Annotated in this window: 19 protein-coding genes; 10 read left to right on the top strand and 9 right to left on the bottom strand. The window is 65.0% G+C overall.

Going from position 1 to position 17529, the window contains the following annotated elements; all coding sequences use genetic code 11:
* Nucleotides 1–13 precede the first annotated feature (13 nt).
* Both EAH73_RS04005 and EAH73_RS04000 read left to right on the top strand, forming a co-directional pair.
* Nucleotides 14–691: an OmpH family outer membrane protein gene (locus EAH73_RS04005; protein WP_140465177.1), complete on the top strand. Its 678-nt coding sequence runs from the start codon at nt 14–16 to the stop codon at nt 689–691.
* A gap of 212 nt (nt 692–903) precedes the next feature.
* Nucleotides 904–1200: a hypothetical protein gene (locus EAH73_RS04000; RefSeq protein WP_193560176.1), complete on the top strand. Its 297-nt coding sequence runs from the start codon at nt 904–906 to the stop codon at nt 1198–1200.
* A gap of 98 nt (nt 1201–1298) precedes the next feature.
* On the opposite strand, the gene EAH73_RS03995 is transcribed toward EAH73_RS04000, so the two are convergent.
* The 4 genes from EAH73_RS03995 to EAH73_RS03980 all read right to left on the bottom strand — a co-directional run bounded on the left by EAH73_RS03995 (nt 1299) and on the right by EAH73_RS03980 (nt 4232).
* Nucleotides 1299–1943 (bottom strand): NAD-dependent epimerase/dehydratase family protein, encoded by a 645-nt coding sequence (locus EAH73_RS03995; protein WP_140465176.1) that lies wholly within the window; start codon nt 1941–1943, stop codon nt 1299–1301.
* Nucleotides 1944–2086: 143 nt separating this feature from the next.
* Nucleotides 2087–3130: a sialidase family protein gene (locus tag EAH73_RS03990; protein WP_240047129.1), complete on the bottom strand. Its 1044-nt coding sequence runs from the start codon at nt 3128–3130 to the stop codon at nt 2087–2089.
* A gap of 83 nt (nt 3131–3213) precedes the next feature.
* The gene (locus EAH73_RS03985; protein ID WP_140465175.1) at nt 3214–3522 is read right to left on the bottom strand and encodes a hypothetical protein; all 309 of its coding nucleotides are present in this window, start codon (nt 3520–3522) and stop codon (nt 3214–3216) included.
* A gap of 200 nt (nt 3523–3722) precedes the next feature.
* Complete coding sequence (locus EAH73_RS03980; RefSeq protein ID WP_140465174.1) at nt 3723–4232, bottom strand: sigma-70 family RNA polymerase sigma factor; 510 nt, start codon at nt 4230–4232, stop codon at nt 3723–3725.
* A gap of 437 nt (nt 4233–4669) precedes the next feature.
* On the opposite strand from EAH73_RS03980, the gene EAH73_RS22975 reads away from it, so the two are divergent.
* Nucleotides 4670–4813 (top strand): hypothetical protein, encoded by a 144-nt coding sequence (locus EAH73_RS22975; RefSeq protein ID WP_161599446.1) that lies wholly within the window; start codon nt 4670–4672, stop codon nt 4811–4813.
* A gap of 254 nt (nt 4814–5067) precedes the next feature.
* On the opposite strand, the gene EAH73_RS03975 is transcribed toward EAH73_RS22975, so the two are convergent.
* Nucleotides 5068–5898, bottom strand: a complete 831-nt coding sequence (locus EAH73_RS03975; protein ID WP_140465173.1) for a S1 RNA-binding domain-containing protein — start codon at nt 5896–5898, stop codon at nt 5068–5070.
* Nucleotides 5899–6094: 196 nt separating this feature from the next.
* Between EAH73_RS03975 and EAH73_RS03970 the strand changes: the two genes are divergently transcribed.
* Nucleotides 6095–6556 (top strand): energy transducer TonB, encoded by a 462-nt coding sequence (locus EAH73_RS03970; RefSeq protein WP_140465172.1) that lies wholly within the window; start codon nt 6095–6097, stop codon nt 6554–6556.
* A 254-nt stretch (nt 6557–6810) separates the two neighbouring features.
* Here the strand turns inward: EAH73_RS03970 and EAH73_RS03965 are convergent, their stop codons facing one another.
* Nucleotides 6811–8742, bottom strand: coding sequence for a hypothetical protein (locus EAH73_RS03965; protein WP_140465171.1), 1932 nt, complete (start codon nt 8740–8742; stop codon nt 6811–6813).
* A 151-nt stretch (nt 8743–8893) separates the two neighbouring features.
* Here EAH73_RS03965 and EAH73_RS03960 point away from each other — a divergent pair, with 151 nt between their 5' ends.
* From EAH73_RS03960 to rfbD, 5 genes are all read left to right on the top strand, one after another.
* Nucleotides 8894–10162 carry a putative DNA modification/repair radical SAM protein gene (locus EAH73_RS03960; RefSeq protein ID WP_140465170.1) on the top strand — a complete coding sequence of 423 codons (1269 nt, stop codon included), beginning with the start codon at nt 8894–8896 and terminating at the stop codon, nt 10160–10162.
* A gap of 35 nt (nt 10163–10197) precedes the next feature.
* Entirely contained in the window at nt 10198–10380 is a 183-nt protein-coding gene (locus EAH73_RS03955; protein WP_140465169.1) for a hypothetical protein, read from the top strand.
* A 192-nt stretch (nt 10381–10572) separates the two neighbouring features.
* Nucleotides 10573–11439, top strand: coding sequence for an alpha/beta fold hydrolase (locus tag EAH73_RS03950; protein ID WP_140465168.1), 867 nt, complete (start codon nt 10573–10575; stop codon nt 11437–11439).
* Entirely contained in the window at nt 11436–12350 is a 915-nt protein-coding gene (locus EAH73_RS03945; RefSeq protein WP_140465167.1) for a TIGR03915 family putative DNA repair protein, read from the top strand. Before EAH73_RS03950 ends, EAH73_RS03945 begins: the two co-directional genes overlap by 4 nt.
* 99 nt (nt 12351–12449) lie before the next feature.
* Nucleotides 12450–13304, top strand: coding sequence for a dTDP-4-dehydrorhamnose reductase (rfbD, locus tag EAH73_RS03940; RefSeq protein WP_140465166.1), 855 nt, complete (start codon nt 12450–12452; stop codon nt 13302–13304).
* 233 nt (nt 13305–13537) lie between these two features.
* On the opposite strand, the gene EAH73_RS03935 is transcribed toward rfbD, so the two are convergent.
* Nucleotides 13538–14740 carry an MFS transporter gene (locus EAH73_RS03935; RefSeq protein WP_140465165.1) on the bottom strand — a complete coding sequence of 401 codons (1203 nt, stop codon included), beginning with the start codon at nt 14738–14740 and terminating at the stop codon, nt 13538–13540.
* Between the two features lie 114 nt (nt 14741–14854).
* On the opposite strand from EAH73_RS03935, the gene EAH73_RS03930 reads away from it, so the two are divergent.
* Nucleotides 14855–15379, top strand: coding sequence for a GreA/GreB family elongation factor (locus EAH73_RS03930; protein ID WP_140465164.1), 525 nt, complete (start codon nt 14855–14857; stop codon nt 15377–15379).
* Nucleotides 15380–15400: 21 nt separating this feature from the next.
* Here EAH73_RS03930 and EAH73_RS03925 read toward each other — a convergent pair whose 3' ends face one another.
* Nucleotides 15401–16192, bottom strand: a complete 792-nt coding sequence (locus tag EAH73_RS03925; RefSeq protein ID WP_161599445.1) for a carboxypeptidase-like regulatory domain-containing protein — start codon at nt 16190–16192, stop codon at nt 15401–15403.
* Between the two features lie 89 nt (nt 16193–16281).
* Nucleotides 16282–17373, bottom strand: coding sequence for an SMP-30/gluconolactonase/LRE family protein (locus EAH73_RS03920; RefSeq protein WP_140465162.1), 1092 nt, complete (start codon nt 17371–17373; stop codon nt 16282–16284).
* Nucleotides 17374–17529: the final 156 nt, after the last annotated feature.

Here is a 17529-nt window from a genome sequence, read left to right as displayed (position 1 = left end):
ACTTTTTGTTTTCATGAAAAACCCGCTCCAACTGGCGTTTAACGCCGTGCTGCTCGTGGCCGTGGCCGTGCTGTACTTCCTGCACTTCCGCCAGCCCGCCGCCCCGGCCGTGGCCGCCGCCCCTGCCACCACCGAAGCCGCCGCCGCTGCCCCGGCCGATACTACCACCCTGGCCGCCGTGGCCGAGCAGCCCGTGACGCCGCCCACCGTGCCCGCCGCCGAAGCTGCCGCCAACGCCGACCAAATTGCCTACATCGAGTCGGCCAAGCTGCTCGACGGCTATCAGGGCATGAAGGACGCCCGCCGCTCGTTTGAGGTGAAGGCCAAGGGCTGGGAGCGCCAGAACCAGGTGCTGGTCACCAACTTCCGCACCGCCGTGGAGGCCTACCAGAAGCAGGCCCCCAGCCTCACGCCCGAGCAGCGCGCCGCTGCCGAGCAGAAGCTCCAAGCCCAGCAGCAGCAGTCGGGCGAGCAGCAGCAGAAGTTGCAAGCCCTGGCCCAGGAAGAAGAAGGCAAGCTCACCCAGCGCGTGCTGGGCAGCGTGAACAAGAAGGTGGAAGCCTACGGCAAAGCCCACGGCTACAAGCTCATCCTGGTGGCTGCCCCCAGCGGCACCATCGCCTACGGTCGCAAAGACCTTGACCTCACCACGCCCGTGCTCGCCTACCTCAACCAGACGTACACGAAGTAAGCCGGCGGGCCCTTGGCCGCCCCAAAAAAGTGGCGCACCCCCGGGTGCGCCACTTTTTTTGTGCCCTGCGCGTAAAAAATCCATCAGGGCCCATTAAACCCGGGCCGGTGGGGGCCCTCTAACCAAGCATAACCTGGCATTTTATTTGCAAACCTATTCATCGTTCGTCCTTCTTTCATCTTCTAAACCAGGCGCTTCGGCGCTTCCATCCTATGCGTAGCAAGTCCATGATGTTCGTTTCGGCGCTATTCCTGTTGCTGCTCAGCAGCGGTGCGGCTTCGGCCCAGGTGCGGGTAGGCATTTCCCTTGGTGGCGGCTACGCCCCGCGGCCCTACTACCGCCCCCGCTACTACGCCCCGCGCCCGGTGGTGGTGGCCCCGCCCGTGTACTACGCCCCGCCCGTGCCCGTGGTGTACCCTGCCCCCTACTACTACGCGCCGCGCCCTTACTACGGCCCCCCCCGCGGCTACTACGGCCGCCCCCGCGGCTATTACGGCCGCCGTTATTAATAAACGTCCGCGTTATCAGTTAGGCTATTAAAGGAAAACCCTGGCCATTGCGGCCGGGGTTTTTTGTTGGGGCAATGCGCGGGCCCGGGGCCCCGGCGCTAGGCCCCGGCGGGCTCGTGCACGCGCAAGCCGGTGGCATCGGTGCGGGCGGCGCGCAGCATGGCGGCGGCCACGGCGGTGGCGGCCACGGGCCGGTACTTGGCCCAGCTGCCGCGCAACAGGGGCCCCGCAAGGGCCAGGGCCGCCGCCCCGATGCGCTCGCCCAGGCGTGGGTGGGCGCGCTGGCCCAACAGCAGCGACGGCCGAAAAACGTGCAGCGCCCGGAAGGGCAGGGCCCCCACGGCGGCCTCCATCTCGCCCTTTACCCGGCTGTAGTACACGCGGCTGTCGGCGTCGGCCCCAATACTCGACACCACCAAGAACTGGCCGGCGAAGTTGCTGGCCGCTAGCGCTGCCAGTTGCACCACGTACAGGAAATCGACCCGGTAAAACGCTTCCTTCGAGCCGGCCTGCTGGCGCGTGGTGCCGAGGCAGCAGTACACGTCGTCGGCGATGAGCTGGAGGCGGTGGCTTTCCAAATCGCTCAGCTCCGTCACGACCTGCACCAACTTGGGGTGGGCCAGGGCCACGGGCCGCCGCCCCACCACCACCACTTTGGCGTAGCGGACATCGGCGAGTAGCAGCGGCAGCAGGGCCGCGCCAATGAGGCCGGTGGCCCCAGCCAGGAGGGCAGTTTTTTGCATGGTGCGGGGCCCCGCGGGCGGGAAGTAGCCGCCCGGGGCCCCAGCCGTGTACGCATGCGGCCCAAAATAGCTACCCCACCGCTAAGACGGGCGCAACGTCCAACCCAAGGCCCCGGGCAGTGGCCCTGAAAACGTGCCAGCCATCATTTGGGGGCCCTGAGCACCACGTGCTTGATGTTTTTGCGGTCGTAGGTGTAGGTGATGTGCACCAGGCCGTCGGTGGTTTGGATGATGGCCGGGTAGCTGAATTCTTCGGTGGTGCCGTTTTCCAGCACGGCCACGTCGTGCCACGCCACGCCGTCGGCGGAGGCGGCTACGCGCAGCTTGCTGCGGCCGTTGAACCAGTCCTTGCCCGGCACGTCGGGGTTGTACACGATCAGGAACGAGCCGTTGCGCAGGGTAACGGCGTCGGTGCCCGAGTTGGGATTCAGCAGGGTTGTTTTGGATAGTTTTCCCCACGTATTGCCGCCATCTTCCGACCACGCCTGCACCACCGCGCCCTGCTTGCTGCGGCACAGCAGCTGAAGCCGGCCGCCGGGGTGCACCAAAATGCTGGGCTGAATGACGTCGAGCGCCGAGCCGGGGTCAACGGGAATTACCTGCCAGGTCTGGCCCTGGTCCATCGATTTTTCGAGGTGCACCCGCCAGCGGCCGCTGGCCTCCTCGCGGCTCGACGGCGAGAGGATGGTGCCGTTGGCCAGCTGTACTGGCTTGTTTTTGATGGGCCCCAGCACCCCGGGCGGCAGCCGCCGGGGCCCCGACCACGTGGCGCCGTTGTCGGCCGAGGTCTTCACCATGCCCCACCATTCGCGCGGGTTGGGGCCCACTTTGTAGAACAAAAACAGCGGCCCGGCCCCGCGCGGCCGGAACAGCACCGGGTTCCAGGCGGGGTAGCGCAGCGTGTCGCCCACGGCGCCGGTGGCCACTTGCCGCGGCGCGGCCGGGCCCTTGCTGCCGAGGGACGTCAGCCAAATGCCTACGTCGGGGGCCCCCTCGTTAGCCCCGCCGAAGCAGGCTACCAGCAGGTGGCCATCGGCGGCTTGTACCAGCGTGGAGGCGTGGCACTGCCGGAAGGGCGGCTGCGGAAAAACCATCTCCTCCTTGACCTTGGCCCACGTGGGCTGGGCCCTGAGGCAGGCCGGCGCGCCCAGCAGCAGCGCCGCGGCGAGTAAAATCGGTTGTTGCACTTTACGGGCTCGGCCGCCGCATGCACCGGCGCGCCGGCCCGCAAAATGCAAAGAATATGGGCCGCCCGCGCCGGGGCCCCGGTTTAGTTGGACACGAGGCGCAGCGGCAGGGCTGCTTCGGCGGTGAGCGTGGGCAGCGCCGCCGACGCAAAACCGGCCTGGTAGCGGGCGCGGCACTGCGGGCAGCTCACCCACTCGCCAAGCTCAAAGAGCACGCCATCGAACTCAACGTGCGTGGCGCTGTGGGCCGTGCACACGAGCATGGGCAGGCGGTCGAGGCTCGAGCCGCCGCACACCATGGGGTAGTGGTGGGTGGGGTCGTTGTAGTATAAATGCGTGCCGTGCGCCGGGCTCAGCAGGCAGGTATTATAGGTGATTAGCGGTAGCATCATAGTATAAAAAGTAAGGGCCGAAGCTACCCAATAAGCGCAGCATTGCAAGGCCCGACGGCCGTTTTTTTAAGGCCCCGGTGGAGGCGGTGTTACTATCTGTTGAAATTATTTAATTATTTGCTGGATAATGTTTTACGTCTTGAAAAAATACCGCGGACCAAACTAGTGAATTGGGGCCCCGGCGGCCCGCACAGGCCGGGCTACGCGTGGTGCACAAGCAGCCACACCATCCCCACGAGTTTGAGCGTGAGGCGCAGGTGGTGCAGGGCGGTGGTGAGCCGGGTTTCGACTGAGCGGCGCGAGATGTACAAGCGCTGCGCAATCTCGTCGTTGGAGAAGTGCTGCAGGCGGCTGAGGAGGAAAATCTCGCGGCAGCGCGGCGGCAATTGGCCCAGTGCGGCGGCCACGTGGCCCTTCAGGTCGCGGTACAGCAGGTGGTACTCGCCGTGGTTGTGAGCGGCGTCGGTGCTCAGCGTGTCGAGGGCATCGGCGTAGCGCAAAGGGCTGGCATCGGCGGCGCGCTGGTAGCGGGCGGCCTGATAGCGGACGGCCGCCGCCAGGTGCCCCGGAAACGCCGCAATCTGCAAGCGCGTCCGCTCGGTCCAGAGCGTCAGGAAAATGTCCTGCACAATGTCCTCGCACACCACTTGGTCGCCGAGGCGGGCGTAGGTCGCCGCGCAGGTGCGCCGCCAGTAGCGGTCGTAGACCATTGCAGATGCCGCCGCCTCGCCGCGCTGGATGGCCTCCTACAAAGCAGCGTCCGAAACAAGCAGGGAAGCGGGCGAAAGGGGGAAGCAGGGGAGGCGGGCGGCGCCGGAGCCGGAGCCCCGGCTCCGCCCACTTTGCAGGGCTCACCGGCAGCGTTTGCCAGGAAAGCAAGTGGCCAGATGTAGCGGCAACGCGCAGAAATTAGCTGCTGCAAATTAACCACTTATGATTTTTCTAAAGAAATTATTCAAATTTATTTAGAAAAAGTGTGCGTGTTGGGGGGCCCAAAACGACACTCCTCAGGTAGCCGCCCTCTGCACCACGCTGGGCCCCTGCCACGACCGAAGAAGAATACATTGCGCTCTACGAGAAGCATCTGACCGGCACCGGCTCGGCGGAGGAGCGCGCCCGCTTCGGGGCCTACCTAGCCACCGCCGAGATGCCCGACCTGCCCTGGGACGCCGACCAGCTGGGCCCCGAGGCTGCCACCAAGGCTGCCATTTTTGCGCGGCTGCGGGCCAGCATGGCGCCGGCCCCGCGGCGGGTATGCTGGCGGTGGCCCACGGCGCTGCTGGCCCAGTAGGGTCCCAGCCAGGTGCAGAAAACGGCCGCTGGCCATCAGCCGCCTGGCCATGCCCTACGTGCACGCGGCCGAGTAGCCCCCGGGGCCCCAGCGCAACCACGCTTGCCAACACCCGCTCTCGCACTGGCCCCAGCCCTTGCAGGGGCGGGTGTTTTTCGTTGAGCGGTGTCACAAAAAAGGCCGTCATGCTTCGCTGCGCTCTGCATGACGGCCTACTTACTCTAATTCGGGATACAAGCCTATTGGCTGATAAATCAAGCGCGCAGGCGGGTTTCGAGCGGGGCCAGCTCCACGGCGCCTTGCTTGAATAGGGCCCCCAGGGCTTTTTTGAAGACTTTTTTGCTCATGCCCACGCGGCGGTATACGTCGTCGGCCTCACTTTTGTCGCCGATGGGCAGCGTGCCGCCGGGGGCCCCGCGCAGGGCCGCCAGCAGCGTGGCGGCGGCGGTTTCAACCTCGCCGTAGCCCTCGCGCTGGAGGCGCACGTCGAGCTTGCCATCGGCCCGCACCTGCCGCAGGAAGCCCGGGATGGTTTCGCCCAGCCGCAGGGGCCGGAACACTTCGTTGTGAAAGAGTAGGCCTTGGTGCGTGCCGTCGACGATGACGGGGTAGCCCAGGTCGGTTTCGTCGGCTACCATTAGGCGTACGGCGTCGCCGGGCTGGCCGGGGAATGGCTCGGAAGACAAGAACTTCTTCCACTTGGCCGAGGCCACCAGCCGGTCGCTTTCCTCGTCGAGGTACACAAACACGAACACCCGCTCGCCCACGCGCAGGTCGCGGCGCTGGTTGGGGAAGGGCAGGAGCAGGTCTTTTTCCAGGCCCCACTCCAGGAACGAGCCGGCGGGGCCGTGGTCGCGCACGGCCAGGGCGGCGAAGGAGTTGACCAGCGCCAGTGGCCGCAGGGTGGTGGCAATCAGGCGGTCCTCCGAGTCGCGGTATACGAACACGCGCAGCACGTCACCCACCTGTGTGCCCTCGGGGATGTACTTGTTGGGCAGCAGCAAGTCGCCGTCGTCGGACGTAAGGTAGAGGCCGACGCTGGTGGCGCGGGCTACTTCGAGGTCGTTGTAATCGCCGAGGTTCATAAAGAAAAGCAGAGAAGAAGCGGGCGGGCCCCGCCGGAAGCGCAAAGCTACGGCCGGTACAAGTGCAATTTTTAAAGACTAAAGTGGACAATAAAAAAATTAATATTTTGCTTGCATTAATGCCCGTAAAGTGCTGTAAATTTGAACGTAGGGCGTTTAAAAAGAACCAAGTTATTCACCACAAAATACTATTGGTATGAAAAACTTTACGCAATTTCTATTTCTGATAGCCGTGCTGCTGATTGGCGCGGGGCGGGTGCAAGCCCAGGGCATTCTGACGACCGGCGCGCACGCCGGCGGCGGTGACGCCCTGGCCCCGGCGTCCATTGTGTCGCCCGACTCTATTTATGTTAACACCGACAGCCGCCCCGCCTTCGCCGGCGGCGACGCCGCGCTGACCACCTACCTCACCAAAAACATTCGCTACCCCGAGGCCGCGATGCGGCAGCACGTATCGGGCCGCGTGTACGTATCATTCGTGCTGAACCGCGAAGGCCGCGTGACCGACGCCCACGTGGTGCGGGGCCCCGGCTACGGCCTCAACGAGGAGGCCCTGCGCCTGGTGTGGCTCATGCCCAATTGGGCCCCCGCTCGCCAGCAGGGCCAGGCCGTGCGCGTGGCCTGCACCATCCCCATCAACTTCGACACGCAGAAATGATTTACTGTATTTAACTGATCATTAGATAAATATAGTTTGGGACCAATTATTGGCCCTGCCCCGGCAAAAGCTGTGGGCAATTCTTCACAAAAGGGCAAGCGGCGGCTTGCCCTTTTTTTGTGCCCGGGCTTGGCTGCCGTAGCGCAGCAAAAGCAATACGCGGGGCCAAGTGCTGCAAGCATAGCTTGGGCCCCTGGTGGCACGGCGCGAATGGCGGCGTAGCGGGCCGCTTCCGTAACCGCCAGCCGGGGGCCCTACTGGTAGATGGTGACGCCGGGGGCCCCCACGCCGAAGTCGGTGAATTGAACGGTTTCGCGGGCGGTTTCGAATACGCGCAGGCCGTTGGCCGACACGAGGCCGCGGGGGTAGTAGCCCACCAAAATCTGGAACGTGCGCAGGGCCGTGAACTCGTTGCGCAGGCGCAGGCCCAAGCCGAAGCCCGTGTAGGGCGTGTTGCCAAAGGGCGAGCCGCCGCCCACTTTCTCACCGATCCAGGCGGCGTCGGCAAAGGCCACGCCGGCCACCCGGAAGCCTAGCAGCGAGAGCGGCGTGAACACAGTGGTTTCGTAATTGAAGGCGAAGCGGCTGGTGGCCAGGATGGGCACCGACGGCGAAAAGCCCCGAATGCCCCGCTCATCGGAGATGCCTTGCAGCAGCTCGCCCGGCCGGCGGTTGAAGCCCGCCGTGGTGGTGGTGCCCAAAAAGTGGCGGTACTGGTAGTTGCCCAGCCGGTAGAGGCGGGTGAAGTACGTGGTTTGGGCGTTGAGCAGGCCCTGCTCCCAGGCACTATGGTCGGCCAGGCGCTGGAAGGTGCCAAACTCCAGGTTGCCGAACAGGTAGCCGTGGCGCTGGCTGAACACGGCCGCCGCCAAGCGTATGTCGAAGTAGCGGCGCGGCACCACGGCGTTGGCGTCGAGGCCCGCCGTGAAGCTGAGCAGCGTGCCGGTGGGCACGTCCTCGGTGCGGCCGAAGCCGAACAGGTAGCGGTCCTTGTAATAGCGCCGCACGGAGTAGCCCACGGTGCCCAAAATCAGGTTCGTGTTGCGGTAGTCGGGGCTGGGGCTCACGGTGTAGTCGGTGCGGGTGAAGCGGGTGGCCACGATGAGGCGGCCCGGGTTTTCGTAGCCCAGGTCGTAGGAGCGCAGGCGCAGCGACCGGCCCACCCACAGGTCTTGCCGGTTGTAGCGCAGGTTGTAGTAGGTGAGGATTTCACCCGGCTGCTGCACCGTGAGGGTGATTTGCTGATTGTAGGAATCCATCGACAGGGCCCCGGCGTAGCGCGTATTCACCGAGTAGAAGTCCCGCTGGAGCGACACGCCGCCGTGCTCGTCGCGGAACTCGTTGTTGTAGCGCGCCTGGGCTAGGAAAAAGTGCCGGAACGGCACCGAGTAGTCGCCGTTGTAGCGCCAGCGCTGGTCGAGGTTGCGCCCGTACTGGTAGGTATTGTTGAAGTGGTGGCCCAGGCCCAGGAAGTTCTGGTCGCCCACGTCCACGCGGCCCGCGGCGGCCCCACCGGGCTCGAAGTTGCCCGTGATGCTGAATACATCGGTAGTAAGTACTTCAATATCAATGCTGTCGGCGGTCGAGGTACGTTCGTTCACCAGCACTCGGGCGTCGAGGATTTCATCGGTCTGGCGCAGCAGGCGCTCCGATTCGGCCAGGGCCTGGGGGGCCAGCCGCTGGCCCGGCCGAAACAGCAGCACCTGCCGGATGCGCGAGGGCGCCGTGCGGATGTGCACCCAGTTGCCGGTGCGGTCGAGCAGCGAGCGGGGCTGGCGCGTCGAGTCGGTGAGGCTGTAGCCGAACGCGTCGTTGGGCCGCACGGTCACGCGGCGCACTACCTTGAAGGTGTGGCGGTCGAACTGCCGGTCGAGCAGCACGGCGTCGAGGCCCGCGTTTTCCTCCTTGGGGCGGGTGAGGCGCAGGGCCGCCGCCGCCGCCCGCCCCACGATGGTTTTGCGCCGGGTGTAGGCCTGCAATTTCAGGCGCAGGCGCTGCTCGTCGAAGTCGCGGCGCAGCGAGTCGAGCTGCTCGCGGCGCAGGGCGGCGTCGGTGCGCAGCGAGTCAGGCGGCACCGCCGAGCGTGGGTCGAACGACTGCGCCCACGCCGCGCCGCCCAGCCCCAGCAGTAAAAAAAGAAAGACGGTGCCGCGCAACAACATAAACAGGGCCCCTTGAGCAGCCATAAGCAAGATACGCAAGGCTGGGGCCCACTTTAGCAGAACTCTAGGCTAAAGAACGCCTGCTAAGAAACTTTTTCTAATAAAATTAGCTTGACAGGTATTGCCCGTTAGCGGGATTTGCACTACTTTTAACACCGAAAAGCAGCCATTCCCGATGAACGAGCGCATTCAGGAAAAACTAAGCATATTAGCCGATGCCGCGAAGTACGATGCTTCGTGCAGCAGCAGCGGCGGCAAGCGCAAAAATGAAGGCAAGGGCCTGGGCAATGCCGAAGGTATGGGCATTTGCCACAGCTACACCGAGGATGGCCGCTGCGTGAGCCTGCTCAAAATCCTGCTCACCAACCACTGCATCTTCGACTGCGCCTATTGCGTGTCGCGCCGCTCAAACGACGTGAAGCGTGCCGCCTTCACGGTGGAGGAAGTCGTGGACCTGACCATCAACTTCTACCGCCGCAACTACATCGAAGGGCTGTTCCTGAGCTCCGGCATTTTCAGCAGCCCCGACTACACGATGGAGCGCCTGGTGCGAATTGTGAAAACGCTGCGCACCGAGCACAAATTCAACGGCTACATCCACGTCAAAACCATCCCCGGGGCCTCCGAAGAGCTGATTCAGGAAGCCGGCCTCTACGCCGACCGCCTGAGCGTGAACATTGAGCTGCCCTCGGAATTGGCCCTGCAAACGCTGGCGCCGGAGAAGAACTACCAGGAGATTCTGACGCCGATGGCCCAGATTCGGGACGGCATTATTCAGAATAAGGAAGAAAAGGCGCTCTTCAAGAAGGTGCCGGCCTTCGCTACCGCGGGCCAAACTACCCAGCTCATCGTGGGGGCCAGCGGCGAAACCGACCTGCAAATCATCAAGCTCTCCGACTCGCTCTACCAGGGCTACGGCCTGAAGCGCGTGTACTACTCGGGCTACGTGCCCGTGACCGACGACGCCCGCCTGCCTCAGGTGACGCAGCCGCCCGTGATCCGCGAGCACCGCCTGTACCAAACCGACTGGCTGATGCGCTTTTACGGCTTCCAGGCCGACGAAATACTCGACCCTGCGCACCCGCACCTCGACCTGGAAATTGACCCCAAGCTGGCCTGGGCCCTGCGCAACCGCCACGTGTTTCCGATCGACGTGAACACGGCCGATTTTGAGATGATCCTGCGCATTCCCGGTGTGGGGGCCCGGTCGGCCAAGCGCATCATCGCGGCCCGGCGCTTCGCCCCGCTCACCCTGGAGCACCTGCACAGCTTCGGCGTGGTGCTGAAACGGGCCAAATTTTTCCTTACCTGCCGCGGCGAGCAGCGCACCGCCCTGGGCGAGCTGACCGAGCAGCAGGTGCGCCGCCAGATCCTGTTCGGGGCCGGCTCGGTGCGCTCAGCCTTGGTCACGCAGCAGCTCGATCTGTTTGCCCAAGCCAGCTAATTGACTTTTTAGTTTCGCCCTTTAACGCCTTGGTTATGAAAGTTTCGCACCGTCAAAACGTTGCCCGCGCCTTCGCCTATGGGGGCCCCGGCAAAGCCCCGCGCCTCTCGTGCTGCTGCCACATCAGCGAGCTGATGCCGCTGGTGCGCCAGCTCCACGGCATGGCCCGCGCCGAGGCCGAAGCCCGCCAAACCCAGGAAAACCAGCAGGCTGCTTAAAGGATTTGGTGGCCGTGCGCGCTGTAGCGCGGCCTTTATGGCCTGCGTTGCTGCTTCGTCCTGCTGGGAATCGTTAGATACTCGTCCAGAGCCGCGGACTAAAAAGTTCGCGCTACAGACCGTAAAACCGCCTGGACTCGCCGCGCCCACGCTGCGGCGGCAACCTGGGGCCCCGGCCCGCGGTATGCGCTTATGGCCTACCCGCTCGAACATCACTTTGTGCCTACCAATGGCTTGACGCTGCACGTGGTGCAGTGCGGCCCCGCCGCGGGGCCCCTGGTGGTGCTTCTGCACGGTTTCCCCGAGTTTTGGTACGCGTGGCGGCAGCAGCTGGGGGCCCTGGCCGACGCCGGCTACCGCGTGTGGGCCCCCGACCAGCGCGGCTACAACCTGAGCGACAAGCCGCGCCCCGTGCGCGCCTACGCCATCAATGAGCTGGCCGCCGATGTGCTGGGCCTGCTCGACGCCGCCGGCCGCACCACCGCCGCCGTAGTGGGCCACGACTGGGGCGCGGCCGTGGCCTGGCACCTGGCCGCCAACTTTCCCGCCCGCATCCGCCGCACCGCCGTGCTGAACGTGCCCCACCCGCGGGCGCTGGCCGGGGCCCTGCGCCGGCAGCCGCGGCAACTGCTCAAGAGCTGGTACGTGTTCTTTTTCCAGCTGCCGTGGCTGCCCGAAACCCTGGCGCGGTTGCGCGGCGCGTGGCTGGCGCGCCAGGCGCTGCGGCGCACCAGCCGCCCCGGCACGTTCAGCGACGCGGATTTGGTAGAATATCGGGCCGCTTGGACCCGGCCGGGGGCCCTGCGCAGCATGATTAACTGGTACCGGGCCGCGGCCCGGTTTGGCCGGCAAGCCCCGGCGGGGCGTGTGGTGGGGCCCCTGCACATCATCTGGGGGCGGCGCGATGCGTTTTTGAACGCCAACCTGGCCCAGGAAAGCTTGGCGTATTGCGACGATGGGGGGCTGACGTACCTCGACGCCAGCCATTGGGTGCAGCACGAGGAAGCGGCGCAGGTGAACCAGCTATTGATTGACTTTTTACGCGAAACGCCGGCATGAGCAAGTTCCCGTCTTTGCGCCGCCCCGCGGCCGTGGGCCCCGCGGCAGCCCGGCCCGTGGGGGCCCCCGCCCTCACCGCCGCCTCGCGCGACTACACCTACGACGGCACGTTTGAGGGCCTGCTCACGGTGCTCTTCACGGTGTACGACTGGCGGGCCGCGCCCAATTCCATCCAGCCCGAGGCCACCGCCCAAACGGGCCTGTTTGCCCAGCCCGCGCACCGCGCCACCGACGAAACCCAGGCCGCCCGCGTGTGGGACGGCTTGCTGCGTACGATGACCGAAGAGGCCCGCGCCCGCCTCTACCACGTGTTTTTGAGTGAAGATGCGGAACGAGAACTACTGATTTTCAGGTACGTGGACCTGGCCTTGCGCACGGCGGCCGACATTGCGGAAAACTACACCGACGCCACCGTGCGGCGGGTGCAGCGCCTGGCCCAGCAGATGTTCCGCGAGAAGCACCGGATGGAGGCGTTCGTGCGGTTTGAGAAAACCGGCGATGGCCTGTTCCACGCCACCATCGAGCCCGACTACGACGTGCTGCCGCTCATCGCCCCGCACTTCACCAAGCGCTACGCCGACCAACGCTGGCTGATTTACGACCGCCGCCGCCGCTACGGCTTGTACTACGATTTGACGCGCACTGACATTGTGCAATTCGAGGAAACCGGGGCCCCGGCCCGGGCCACCGATGTGGCCGCCACCGTGCTGGACGAGCGCGAGCCGCTGTTCCAGGTGCTGTGGCAGGCGTATTTCGACCACGTGAACATCCCCGAGCGCCGCAACCTGAAGCTGCACCGCCGCCACATGCCCCTGCGCTACTGGAAGTACCTGAGCGAGAAGCAACCGCGTGCCCAACCCTTCCAGCCCATCCAAAACAAGCGCCCGCCCACCCCAGGGCCCCGCTGCTAGGCACGGAGTAAGGCGCGGGCGCGGTTACTTTTACGGGCCGAAGGGGGAGGAGCGCAGTGCGCGGCTTTCCCTTCTTCTCCACCTTTTTACAGTTGATTGATGGCTGACACGCTGATTTTTGGGGCCTCCGGGCAATTGGGGCAGTGCCTGGCGCACGTGGCCAAGGAGCGCAACACGCCGGGCCTGATCTTTCCGCCCGAGGCCGACGCCAACATCCTCGCCCCCGATAAGTTACGGGCCCTGTTTGAGCAGCACAAGCCAGCCTACTGCATCAACTGCGCCGCTTACACGGCCGTGGACAAGGCCGAGGACGAGGTAGACCTGGCCCGCAAAGTCAACCGCGACGGGGTGGAAAACCTGGCCCGGCTGTGCGGCGAGTTCGGCACCACGCTCATCCAGATTTCGACCGATTTTGTGTTTGCCGGTACCGGCAACACGCCCCTGGTGGAAACCGACGCCGCCGAGCCCATCAGCGTGTACGGTCTCACCAAGCTCGAAGGTGAGCAGGTGATTGGGGCCCACACGAGCCAGTTTTTCATCCTGCGCACGAGCTGGCTGTATTCCGAATACGCCAACAATTTCGTGAAAACCATGCTCCGCCTGGGCCAGGACCGCGACGAAATGCGCGTCATCTGGGACCAGACCGGCACGCCCTGCTACGCCATCGACCTGGCCGGCTGCATCCTCACCATCATCGAGTCGCAAAGCCAGCAATACGGCATCTACCACTATAGCAACGAAGGCGTTACGTCGTGGTACGACTTCGCCACGGCCATCTTCGAGCTGAGCGGCACCCCGGTGAAAACCGTGCCCATCCGCACCGCCGAGTACCCCACCAAAGCCACCCGCCCCGCCTATTCCGTGATGGACAAGACCAAGGCTAAAACGGTGCTCGGCGTGGCCATCCCGCACTGGCGCACCAGCTTGGCGACGTGCATTGAGCGGTTGGGGTAAGACTTTTGCATCCGGTCATTCAAGGGCCCCAGCGAAACAGCCCATCGGTAGAAAATGGCTGTAAGTCAATGATAAAGCCCCAGCGGAACGACCCAAACGGTAGGGTCGCCCCGCTGGGGCTTTTGTGCTGATAACAGATTGAATGCTACCGATGGGTCACTCCGCTGGGGCTACTTAATGGCCGGGTACGCAAGGCCTTGATGAAAGGAGAGGCGGTTGACAACGTCCAAATTCTACCGCCCATAAAGCCGATGCAGCGCCAGCGCCAGGGCTACGAAGGCGCTGCCCACCAAGCACACGCCGGCCCAACTGAAGTGCGTCCAGGCCAGGCCGCCGGCGATGGAGCCCAGCGAGCCGCCGGTGAAGTAGCCCGTCATGTACACCGTGTTGAGGCGGCTGCGGGCCTCGGGGCGCAGCGAAAAGATGAGCGTCTGGTTGGAAATGTGGACTGACTGCACGCCCACATCGAGGAGCAAAATGCCCAGCACCAGCCCGGCCAAGTAGCCGCCGCCCAGCCCCAGCAGTAGGTACGAGGCCAGCGCCAGCACCAGCCCGGCCGTGACGGCGTACACCGCCCCGCGCCGGTCGGTGAGGCCGCCGGCCAGCGGCGCGGCCAGGGCCCCGGCGGCCCCCACCAGCCCAAAAAAACCCGCCACGTCGCTGCCGTAGCCGTAGGCTGGGCTACCGAGGTAAAATACCAGCGTCGTCCAGAACACGCTGAACGCGGCGAAGACGCTGCCCCCCACCAGGGCCGAGCGCCGCAGGTCGGGTAGCTCGCGCGCCAGCGTGATGAGGGAGCGCATGAGCGAGCCGTAGGTGCCCGCAAAGTTGGGGCGGTCGGTGGGCAGGCGCCAGGCCAGCAGGGCCGTGAGCGCCAGCATGAGTACCGCCGCGCCTTCAAACACTACGCGCCAGCCGAAGTGGGCCCCCACGTAGCCACTAGCCGTGCGCGAGAGCAGGATGCCGACCAGCAAGCCGCTCATGATGCGGCCCACGATGCGGCCGCGGCTTTCCTCCGGGGCCAGGTGGGCGGCCATGGGCAGCAGCAGCTGCGGCACCGCCGAGCAGATGCCCACCAGCACGCTGGCTCCCGCCAACACCCCGAAGCTGGGGGCCCCGGCCACCAGGCCCAGGCAGCCCGCGGCCCCGAGCAGCATCCATAAAATCAGGCGCTTGCGCTCCAGCATGTCGCCGAGCGGCACTACCAGCAAGATGCCCAGTGTGTAGCCTATCTGGGTGGCCGTGGCCACGAGGCTGGCCTGGCTGTCGGACACGCCGAAGGCACGGCCGATGGCGGCCAGCAACGGCTGGTTGTAGTAAATGTTGGCCACCACGAGGCCGCAGGTAAGGGCCATGAGCCAGACCAACGCGTTGTCGAGGCGGGGGGCAGTGGATTTTGCAGCAAGTGGCGAAGGGACCACTGGGGATGAATTCATAGCAACGGAAACAGGTAACAAGCGGCCACGGCACGAGCCGGGCAGAGATGCTTAACCGCCGGGGTCTCACAATGGTTGTCGGCAACCCGGCCCGGGCCCCTGCGTTCAACCCCGATGAGCCGCGCATTTACCAAAGAAGACGACGTGCAGGCCGCGCCCCTCGTGCCGCCCCGCGCCGCGCTGCCGCCGGGCACGCCCAACTACGTCACGCCCCAGGGCCTGGCCCAACTGCGCGCCGAGCACGCGGCCCTCGAAGCCGACCACGCGGCCGCCGCCGCCAACCACGACAACGACACTGACCGCACCCATCGCCTCTCGCTGCTAAACGGCCGCCTGGCGCTGCTGGCCGAGCGTATCAGCAGCGCCAAAGTAATTGACCCGCAGGCCCAACCGGCCAAGGAAGTGCGTTTCGGGGCCACTGTGCGGCTGCGCACCGTGAGCGGCGGCACAGTGGGCTTCGAGCGCCACTTCACCATCGTGGGGGTGGACGAGGCCGACGTGGCGGCTGGCAAGGTGGGCTTCGTGGCGCCCATTGCCCGCGCCCTCATCGGCGTGAAGCTGGGCAAAACGGCCACGCTGCCGCTGGGGCCCCCGCCGGAAGTGGTGGAGGTAATCAGCATTACTTACGCCGCCGCGTAATATCTTCCTGACCGCGGTGACCTACGGCATCGTGAAACTGACGATGGGCGAGGGCGTGAGGTTGGAGCCGGGCCAGTCGACCTTGTTGCCCGTGACCAAATCGGTGTACAAGCTGCCCGCTAGACCTACACCGTATGCCACGGCGTAGGCTTTGGTGCCGCTGGCAGCGCTGAAGCCGCGGTCTAATAGGTCGGAGCGGCTCATCGTCCAGGTGGACAAATAAGCTGTTGAGGCCTGCGAGCTCCCGCTATAAAGGGCGATGGACCCGGTGGCCGTGAGGTAGCTCACATCGGGCGTGGTGCCAAAATAGAGCACGTAGCTGTGCCTAAGTTCGGGTTGCGGCGTGGTTACCGTTGTCTTAAATTCAACGGCCTGTACGGGGCCCCCACCCCCGGTGCGAGCGGTTAGGTTGGTGGCCTGCAAGGCAGAGGCCCGAACAGTGGGCTCTTGCACCAGCGTGTAGGTTTCGGGCAGCCGGGTTATCACTTCCGCTTGCGGATGGGCCGCGCCGATCAACACGAACGTGCTCAAGCCCGGCTTCGCAAACACCAGGGTGTAGGTGCCAGCCGGTACGGCCCCAATGATGAATTCCCCGGCATCGTTGGTGGTGGCCGTGAGCACGGGCGTGGTGTTCAGCACCGTCACCGTCACACCGTCTTTGGATATGCCCTTGCTGTTCTGGTCAAGTACCTGCACCGTGCCCGCAATGCCGGTCGTCGGCGCAGGGTCCTGGTTTTTTTTACCACAGCCGCTGAGCAGCGCCACCGCCCAACAGAAGCCAAACAGCCAGTAGTGCGGTGGTTGGGTTTTCATAGGAAAGCGGTAGTAGCGAGGGGGCGGCGATAGGAACCGGCGGCAATATATGGGGCAGAACGCCAGGGTCCTAGCCATTGCCCGCGCTACTATTTGGGGCCCTGCGGCAGCTTCACGCGGTAGAGGCGGAAGGGGTATTCCACCTTGTCTTCGCCGTTGTTCCACTTGGGTAAGCGGTGGATTTGGGTGGCCGTGAGGTAGAGGTAGCCGCCGGGGCCCAGGGCAAACGTGTCGGGCCAGAGCAGGCGCGGGTCGTGGGCTACGGTTTCGAAGCGGTCGGCGGGCGTCACGCGCTGGATGGCGTGGTTGGGGGAGTCGGAGGTATAGATGTTACCCGCATCGTCGGCCAGCATGCCGTGCGAGACGCCGTCTTCGCCCACCGTTTCCACGTGCGCCGCCACCTCGGCCGGGCTCAGGGCCGGGTTGCGCAGGTACTCGGTTTCGATGCGGTAGAGCTTGGTTTGGTTGATGGCCCGGTAGTAGAGGTACTTGAAGTCGTGGGTCAGCGCAATGCCGTTTACGTTGCTGCTGAACGGCTTGCCCGTCTTGTCCTTCACTTCCTTGCCGTCGATGCGCAGCACGAAACCCGGCTCCGTCATCACCGATTTGTGGCCTTGCAGCACCAAGCGGCTCTTGCCCGTTTTCAAATCCAGCACCACGAGGGCCGCCAGCTTGGGCTCCGACAAGTACGCCACCTGGCGCCCTGGGTCCACGCGCACGTCATTTAGGCCGGTGCGCTCACGGGGCAGGTCCTCGAAGCGGTAGATGCGCTCCACTTTGTTGGTGGCCAGGTTAATTTTCACCAGCTTGATGCCGGCGATGAGCGGCGCTTCGTCGTCGGGGTTGCTGGGGTCGAGCACCCAGAGGTTGTCGGTGGCATCAACCACGGCGGCCTGCACGTTCACGAATCGGTTGGGGGCCTGGAGCGAGTCCCAGCGGTTCCAGTCGGCGTTGGGATAGGGGCGGCGCTGGCCGTTCACCAGCTCCACCAGGGCAAAGTCGTAGTCCTTTTTCTTCTTCGGAAACGTGACGAACACACGTCCCTGGTGCGACACGCCCACGCCCAGCGGCTGCTGGCGGCCAAACGAGGCCACTTCTTCGAGGGGCACGGGCAGTTGCTGCGCCAGGGCCGGGCCGGCGGCCGCGGCCAGGCCCAACGAGAAGTACAAGGGGAATTTCATAAATACGGATTTTCGGGTAGGGAAGAGGGTTTAACGGCCAGCTAGGCATCGGGGCCCCAGGAGGCGTACGGCCAGCTTTCGGCCAGGGTTGGTGCCGGCGCGCGGGCGCAACCTTCGGCGGCGGGGCTGGGTAAGGCTATACTTCTTCCTGCTTTT

Source organism: Hymenobacter nivis (assembly GCF_006439025.1).
Lineage (GTDB): Bacteria > Bacteroidota > Bacteroidia > Cytophagales > Hymenobacteraceae > Hymenobacter > Hymenobacter nivis_A.
Note: the sequence above shows the minus strand (reverse complement) of the source record. Positions and strands in the feature narration are given on the sequence as shown.

Bases quoted from the DNA above. Each gene is read 5' to 3' on its own strand.
- EAH73_RS04005 (WP_140465177.1), top strand. From the start codon at position 14: ATGAAAAACCCGCTCCAACTGGCGTTTAACGCCGTGCTGCTCGTGGCC.
- EAH73_RS04000 (WP_193560176.1), top strand. From the start codon at position 904: ATGCGTAGCAAGTCCATGATGTTCGTTTCGGCGCTATTCCTGTTGCTG.
- EAH73_RS03995 (WP_140465176.1), bottom strand. From the start codon at position 1,943: ATGCAAAAAACTGCCCTCCTGGCTGGGGCCACCGGCCTCATTGGCGCG.
- EAH73_RS03985 (WP_140465175.1), bottom strand. From the start codon at position 3,522: ATGATGCTACCGCTAATCACCTATAATACCTGCCTGCTGAGCCCGGCG.
- EAH73_RS03980 (WP_140465174.1), bottom strand. From the start codon at position 4,232: ATGGTCTACGACCGCTACTGGCGGCGCACCTGCGCGGCGACCTACGCC.
- EAH73_RS22975 (WP_161599446.1), top strand. From the start codon at position 4,670: ATGCCCGACCTGCCCTGGGACGCCGACCAGCTGGGCCCCGAGGCTGCC.
- EAH73_RS03975 (WP_140465173.1), bottom strand. From the start codon at position 5,898: ATGAACCTCGGCGATTACAACGACCTCGAAGTAGCCCGCGCCACCAGC.
- EAH73_RS03970 (WP_140465172.1), top strand. From the start codon at position 6,095: ATGAAAAACTTTACGCAATTTCTATTTCTGATAGCCGTGCTGCTGATT.
- EAH73_RS03965 (WP_140465171.1), bottom strand. From the start codon at position 8,742: ATGGCTGCTCAAGGGGCCCTGTTTATGTTGTTGCGCGGCACCGTCTTT.
- EAH73_RS03960 (WP_140465170.1), top strand. From the start codon at position 8,894: ATGAACGAGCGCATTCAGGAAAAACTAAGCATATTAGCCGATGCCGCG.
- EAH73_RS03955 (WP_140465169.1), top strand. From the start codon at position 10,198: ATGAAAGTTTCGCACCGTCAAAACGTTGCCCGCGCCTTCGCCTATGGG.
- EAH73_RS03950 (WP_140465168.1), top strand. From the start codon at position 10,573: ATGGCCTACCCGCTCGAACATCACTTTGTGCCTACCAATGGCTTGACG.
- EAH73_RS03945 (WP_140465167.1), top strand. From the start codon at position 11,436: ATGAGCAAGTTCCCGTCTTTGCGCCGCCCCGCGGCCGTGGGCCCCGCG.
- rfbD (WP_140465166.1), top strand. From the start codon at position 12,450: ATGGCTGACACGCTGATTTTTGGGGCCTCCGGGCAATTGGGGCAGTGC.
- EAH73_RS03935 (WP_140465165.1), bottom strand. From the start codon at position 14,740: ATGAATTCATCCCCAGTGGTCCCTTCGCCACTTGCTGCAAAATCCACT.
- EAH73_RS03930 (WP_140465164.1), top strand. From the start codon at position 14,855: ATGAGCCGCGCATTTACCAAAGAAGACGACGTGCAGGCCGCGCCCCTC.
- EAH73_RS03925 (WP_161599445.1), bottom strand. From the start codon at position 16,192: ATGAAAACCCAACCACCGCACTACTGGCTGTTTGGCTTCTGTTGGGCG.
- EAH73_RS03920 (WP_140465162.1), bottom strand. From the start codon at position 17,373: ATGAAATTCCCCTTGTACTTCTCGTTGGGCCTGGCCGCGGCCGCCGGC.